We start from the raw sequence: 5,820 nt of genomic DNA on the forward strand, positions 1-5,820 counted from the left end.
CCGGGAGGCGGAGCAGCACACCCCCGCCGTCCGCTGAGAGGCGGAGCAGGCGGGGCTGCGGGGATCGTGGTGCTGCCGGCGCCCGCCGCTGCGAGCGCTCCGCGGTCGCGTTGGTCCGGGCCGGGCGGTGGGCAGGGGGCAGGATGGGCCGGGACCGACGGCGGCGGGTGAGAGCGAGGGGTACGGGTGACGACGGCGGACGAGTACGACGTGGTGGTGGTCGGCGGGGGCTCCACCGGCGAGAACGTGGCCGACCGGACGGCTGCGGCCGGGCTGCGGACGGTCGTGGTGGAGGGCGGCCTGGTCGGCGGCGAGTGCTCGTACTACGCGTGCATGCCCAGCAAGGCGCTGCTGCGCCCGGGCGCGGCGGCCGCGCACGCCCGGGCGGTCGCCGGGGTGTCGGTCGGCGCGGGACTGGACGCCGCGGCGGTGCTGGCCCGCCGGGACTCCTTCGCCGACCACTGGAAGGACGAGGACCAGGTGGCCTGGCTGGACGGGGTCGGCATCGATCTCGTCCGCGGCCACGGCCGGCTGATCGGCGAGCGGGCGGTGCAGGTCGACGGCGGACGGGTGCTGACGGCCCGCCACGCGGTCGCGCTGTGCACCGGCAGCCTGCCCGCGCTGCCCGACCTGCCGGGGCTCGCCGAGGCCCGGCCGTGGACCAGCCGGGAGGCGACCTCGGCCCGGCAGGTGCCGCCGCGGCTCGCGGTGGTCGGCGGCGGGGTGGTCGCGGTCGAGATGGCCGCCGCCTGGCGGTCCCTGGGCAGCGAGGTCGTGCTGCTGGCCCGCGGGCCGCTGCTCGGCCGGATGGAGCCGTTCGCCGGGGAGCTGGTCGCGGACGGGCTGTCCGCCGCGGGCGTCGAGGTCCGGCAGGCCGAGGTCACCGGGGTGCACCGGGACGGCGAGGTGCGGATCGACCTCGCGGACGGCTCCACGGTGGTCGCGGACGAGGTGCTGTTCGCCACCGGCCGCCGGCCGAACACCGCCGAACTGGGCCTGGAGAGCGTCGGTCTGACGCCCGGCTCCTGGCCCGAGGCGGACGACAGCTGCACGGTGACCGGGGTGCCCGGCGGCTGGCTGTACGCGGCGGGCGACCTCAACCACCGGGCGCTGCTGACCCACCAGGGCAAGTACCAGGCGCGGATCGCCGGGGCGGCGATCGCGGCCCGGGCCCGCGGCGAGCGGATCGACGGCGGCCGCTGGGGTGCGCACAGCGCGACCGCCGACACCGCCGGGGCGCCGCAGGTGGTGTTCACCGAGCCGGAGGCCGCCTCCGTCGGGCTGAGCCTGGCCGCGGCCGAGGAGGCCGGGCTGCGCGTCAGGGCCGTCGACCACGACCTCGGCGCGGTGGCCGGCGCCAAGCTGTACGCCGACGGGTACACCGGCCGGGCCCGGATCGTGGTCGACCTCGACCGGGAGGTGCTGGTCGGCGCGACCTTCGTCGGGCCGGGCGTCGCCGAACTGCTGCACGCCGCAACGGTCGCGGTGGTCGGCGAGGTGCCGGTCGCCCGGCTCTGGCACGCGGTGCCCGCCTATCCGACGGTGAGCGAGATCTGGCTGCGGCTGCTGGAGGCCTGGCGCGACGGCGAGTAGCCGGGACGCGTGCCCGGCACCGGCGCGGTGACGTGCGCCGGTGCCGGGCCCGGAGGAGACTGGCGCGGGGGCCCGCGATCGTTCACCGGGTGGTGCGCATGACCGAGGTGCTGTTGGCCGTCGGAACGCAGAAGGGCCTGTTCCTGGGCCGCAGTTCCGACCGCGAGAAGTGGGAGTTCACCGGGCCCCACTTCGCGATGAACGCCGTCTATTCGGTCGCCGTCGACCGCCGCGGCGGCCGGGTGCGGCTGCTGGCGGGCGCCGACTCCAGCCACTGGGGCCCGTCCGTCTGGTGGTCCGACGACCTCGGCGCGACCTGGCAGGAGCCGACCCGGCCCGCCGTGCGCTTCCCCGAGGACACCGGCACCTCGCTGGAACGGGTCTGGCAGTTGCAGCCGGCCGGCGAGGAGGCGCCCGACGTCGTGTACGCCGGGACGCAGCCCGCAGCGCTGTTCCGCTCCACCGACCGCGGCGAGACCTTCGAACTCGTCCGCGCGCTCTGGGACCACCCGCAGCGCACCGAGTGGAACGCCGGCTTCGGCGGCCAGGGCATGCACACCGTGCTCACCGACCCGCGCGACGCCCAGGCCGTCACCGTCGCCGTCTCCACCGGCGGCGTCTACCGGACGAAGGACGGCGGGGCGAGCTGGTCCCCGTCCAACACCGGCATCCGCGCCGAGTTCCTGCCCGACCACTACCCGGAGTTCGGGCAGTGCGTGCACAAGGTCGCCCGGGACGCCGGCGAACCCGGCCGGCTGTACCTGCAGAACCACGGCGGCGTCTACCGCAGCGAGGACGACGGCGGCAGCTGGACGGACGTCGGCGGCGGCCTGCCCGCGGTGTTCGGCTTCGGCCTGGCCACGCACCCGCGCACCGCCGGCACCGCCTACCTCTTCCCGCTCAACGCCGACTACTCCCGGCTGCCCGTCGACAACCGCTGCCGGGTCTTCCGCACCCGCGACGCCGGCGGGACCTGGGAGCCGCTCTCGGATGGTCTCCCGGACGAACCCCACTACGGCGTGGTGCTGCGCGACGCCCTGTGCACCGACGACGCCGACCCCGCCGGGGTGTACTTCGGCAACCGCAACGGCGAGGTCTACGGCAGCGCGGACGAGGGCGACCACTGGTCGCTGCTCGCCTCCCACCTGCCGGACGTGCTCTGCGTCCGCGCCGCGACCCTCGGCTGACCCCCCTCCGCCCACGACTCCCGACCGTCAGGAAGCCCCGTCCATGAGTCTGAGCATCCGCAACCGCATCCCCGGCACCGTCGCCGGCATCACCACCGGCGCGGTGATGGCCACCGTCCGGGTCGACGTCTCCGGCGGCCGTGAACTCACCGCGGCCGTCACCGCCGAAGCCGTCCGCGAACTCGGCCTGGAGACCGGTAGCCGGGTGAACGCCCTGGTGAAGGCCACCGAGGTGGCACTGGCCACCGGACCGGTCAGCGGACTCAGCATCCGCAACCGGCTGCCCGGCACGGTCTCCGAGGTCACGGCGGGCCCGGCCATGGCCAGCGTGCGGATCGCGGTCGAGGGGGGCGTGGAGCTGACCGCCGCGATCACCGCGGACGCCGCCGACGAACTGCGGCTGACCGCCGGCACCCCGGTGATCGCCCTGATCAAGTCGACCGAGGTCTCCCTCGACGCCGCCTGACCGGCAACACCACAGCGACGCAGGGACTGGGTCAACCCCCACGCGCCCCTGGTGGGTTGACCCAGCCCTGCGCCCCTGGTGGCATCGCCACCCCTAGTGGACCGGTTCGCCGAGCCAGACTTCGGTGATGCCGCTGACGTAGCGGGCGCCGCAGACGTCCGCCGGGACGACCAGTTGCGGACCGGCCTCGTCCAGCGGGCTGCCGTCGATGCTGGTCGCCAGCAGCACCTGCTGGTTGCCGAACTCCGGGTCGATCTCGGCCCAGGAGAGCACCGCCCGGTGCCCGTCGGCGCCGGTGACGTCCAGCAGCAGGTGCGGGCGCTGCTTGCGGCCGCGCAGGTCGACCCGCGGGCGGGCGGCGCGGAGCACGTCCCACAGTCTCGGCCCCTCGAAGCCGTGCCGCTGCGGCCCGCTGCTCAGGCAGTCGAAGACCACCTCCACCCGGTGCGCGGGCAGGGCGCGCAGTTCGGCGACGGTGAGTTCCAGCGGGGCGTCCAGGCGGCCGGTCAGCCGGACGGCCGGTCTGGCGGTACGAAGCATGGGCGGTCCTTCTCCCCGGCCGCACCCTGCGACCCGGGAGGGGTGGTACCCATGCATCCTCGCCGTTACCCGCATGAAGTCCGATATTCACCGGCATCTGCGATGGATCCGTACCTTCAGTCCTTGCAGATGCGACGGCGACGGCAGACCCGTGGCCGCCGGGCAATCGGGCGGACGGCCGGGCTTCCGCACCCAGGCCGGGCCCCCGGCTGGACGATCGAACGAGAGGAGAACGGGCAGATCTGGCTTGCATTTACGATGCTCAGGCGCGGCATGGACCGGCAAGAGCAAGGGCCGGCCCCGCGCGGAGCGACTAGGAGCGAGAGATGATCGTCGGGGACCTGCTGGAGCTGGACGGGCTGGGCATCCGGGCCGCCTGGACCACCCCGGAACTGCTGCGCCGGACGGTGGCCGGGGTGACCTCCACCGACCTCCAGGACCCGGCCCGCTACCTGCAGCCCGGCGAGGCCGTCCTGACCGGGCTGGTCTGGTGGAACGCCGAGGACGCCTCCGCGGCCCTGCGCTTCGCCACCTCGCTGCGCAGCGCCGGCGTGGCCGCCCTGCTCGCGGGCGAGGGCACCCACGGCACCGTCCCCGAGGCGCTCGCCGCCGCCTGCCGCACCCACCGGATCCCGCTGCTCTCGGTGCCCGCCAGCACCAGCTTCCGGGCCGTCACCGACCGGATCTACCTGCGGCTCTGGGGCGACCTGCAGGCCTCCTCGCACGGCGCCGCCGCGGTGCCGGAGGGCGTCCGCCGGGAGCTCGCGGCCCTGCTGCAGGGCGACACCCCGCCGCAGCGGCTGCTGGACCTCGCCGCGGCCCGGCTCGGCCTGCCCGACTGCTCGATCGCCACGGCGGGCGGCCGGGTGCTCGCCCGGACGGGCACGGCAGACGCCGGCGAGGACGGGGACACCGCCTGGGCCGTCCCGATCGGCGCCCGCGGCGGATCACCGTACGAGGGCTGGCTGCTGCGGCCGCACGAGCGCCCCGCCGCCGCGGCCGCCACCGTGCTGCAGGGGCTCGCCGATCTGCTCGGGCCGGCCGCCGCCCGGGCCGCGGCCGCCGGCCCGCAGGTCGCCGACCGGATCACCTGGATCCGCGCCGACCTCGGCGAACGGCCGCCCGCGGGCGGGGGGTTCGACCTGGTCACCGCGCAGTACCTGCACGTGCCGGCCGCGGCCCGGCCGGCCCTGTTCGCGGGTCTCGCCGCCGCGGTGGCGCCCGGCGGGACGCTGCTGATCACCGGTCACCACCCGCGCGACCTGGCGGGCGGCGGCGGCCCGCGGCTGCTCCCGGAGATGCTCTTCACCCCCGAGGAGGCCGCCGCCGCCCTCGACCCGGCCGACTGGCGGGTGCGGACGGCGCAGACCCGACCGCGCCCCGCCGAGGACCGTGCGGGTCGGCCCGTCACGGTGCACGACGCCGTCGTGGTCGCCGTCCGCCGCACGTCCGCCCCCGCCTCCCCCTCCGCCCCCGCTGCACCGACCGCCCCTGCTGCGCCGACCGGAGAGGAGGCCGCCCGGTGAAGCCCTCGACCGCCGCCACCACCGCCCGGGCGACCGCGCCCGCACCGGCGCCGTCCTCCGCCCGCTGGGCGCTGGCCGCGCTCTCGCTGTCGATGTTGCTGCCCTCGCTCGGCATCAGCATCGCCAACGTCGCCCTGCCGACCCTGTCCGTGGCGTTCTCGGCGCCGTTCGCGGCGGTGCAGTGGGTCGTGCTGGCCTTCCTGCTGGCGACCACCACCACGATCGTCGGCGCCGGCCGGCTCGGTGACCTCGTCGGCCGCCGCCGGCTGCTGCTCGGCGGCATCGTGCTCTTCACGGTGGCGTCGCTGCTGTGCGGCGCGGCACCCACGCTCTGGCTGTTGATCGCCGCCCGGGCGGCGCAGGGCCTGGGGGCCGCCGTGATGATGGCGCTCACCATGGCCTTCGTCGGCGGGACGGTACCGAAGGAGCGGACGGGCCGCGCGATGGGGCTGCTCGGCACCATGTCGGCGGTCGGCACCGCGCTCGGCCCCTCGCTCGGCGGCCTGCT

6 protein-coding genes are annotated in these 5,820 nt (G+C 76.2%); 5 read left to right on the plus strand and 1 reads right to left on the minus strand.

Features of this window, described 5'->3' with window-relative positions:
* Positions 1-186 precede the first annotated feature (186 nt).
* From ABZ641_RS23770 to ABZ641_RS23780, 3 genes are all read left to right on the plus strand, one after another.
* Positions 187-1,593: an NAD(P)/FAD-dependent oxidoreductase gene (locus tag ABZ641_RS23770; RefSeq protein ID WP_359984680.1), complete on the plus strand. Its 1,407-nt coding sequence runs from the start codon at positions 187-189 to the stop codon at positions 1,591-1,593.
* Positions 1,594-1,691: 98 nt separating this feature from the next.
* Entirely contained in the window at positions 1,692-2,780 is a 1,089-nt protein-coding gene (locus ABZ641_RS23775; protein WP_344621754.1) for a sialidase family protein, read from the plus strand.
* A 43-nt stretch (positions 2,781-2,823) separates the two neighbouring features.
* The gene (locus ABZ641_RS23780) at positions 2,824-3,246 is read left to right on the plus strand and encodes a TOBE domain-containing protein (protein WP_344621753.1); all 423 of its coding nucleotides are present in this window, start codon (positions 2,824-2,826) and stop codon (positions 3,244-3,246) included.
* A 93-nt stretch (positions 3,247-3,339) separates the two neighbouring features.
* On the opposite strand, the gene ABZ641_RS23785 is transcribed toward ABZ641_RS23780, so the two are convergent.
* The gene (locus ABZ641_RS23785; RefSeq protein WP_359984683.1) at positions 3,340-3,786 is read right to left on the minus strand and encodes a molybdopterin-dependent oxidoreductase; all 447 of its coding nucleotides are present in this window, start codon (positions 3,784-3,786) and stop codon (positions 3,340-3,342) included.
* Positions 3,787-4,112: 326 nt separating this feature from the next.
* On the opposite strand from ABZ641_RS23785, the gene ABZ641_RS23790 reads away from it, so the two are divergent.
* Positions 4,113-5,312: a PucR family transcriptional regulator ligand-binding domain-containing protein gene (locus ABZ641_RS23790; protein ID WP_359984686.1), complete on the plus strand. Its 1,200-nt coding sequence runs from the start codon at positions 4,113-4,115 to the stop codon at positions 5,310-5,312.
* Positions 5,309-5,820, plus strand: a 512-nt coding sequence (locus ABZ641_RS23795) for an MFS transporter (protein ID WP_359984689.1), incomplete at its 3' end; no start/stop codon positions are given. The genes ABZ641_RS23790 and ABZ641_RS23795, both read left to right, overlap by 4 nt.

It is taken from the genome of Kitasatospora sp. NPDC007106 (genome assembly GCF_040634455.1).
Lineage (GTDB): Bacteria > Actinomycetota > Actinomycetes > Streptomycetales > Streptomycetaceae > Kitasatospora > Kitasatospora arboriphila.

Excerpts from the sequence above, each read along its gene's own strand:
- ABZ641_RS23775 (WP_344621754.1), top strand. The coding sequence starts at position 1,692 with ATGACCGAGGTGCTGTTGGCCGTCGGAACGCAGAAGGGCCTGTTCCTG.
- ABZ641_RS23780 (WP_344621753.1), top strand. The coding sequence starts at position 2,824 with ATGAGTCTGAGCATCCGCAACCGCATCCCCGGCACCGTCGCCGGCATC.
- ABZ641_RS23785 (WP_359984683.1), bottom strand. The coding sequence starts at position 3,786 with ATGCTTCGTACCGCCAGACCGGCCGTCCGGCTGACCGGCCGCCTGGAC.
- ABZ641_RS23790 (WP_359984686.1), top strand. The coding sequence starts at position 4,113 with ATGATCGTCGGGGACCTGCTGGAGCTGGACGGGCTGGGCATCCGGGCC.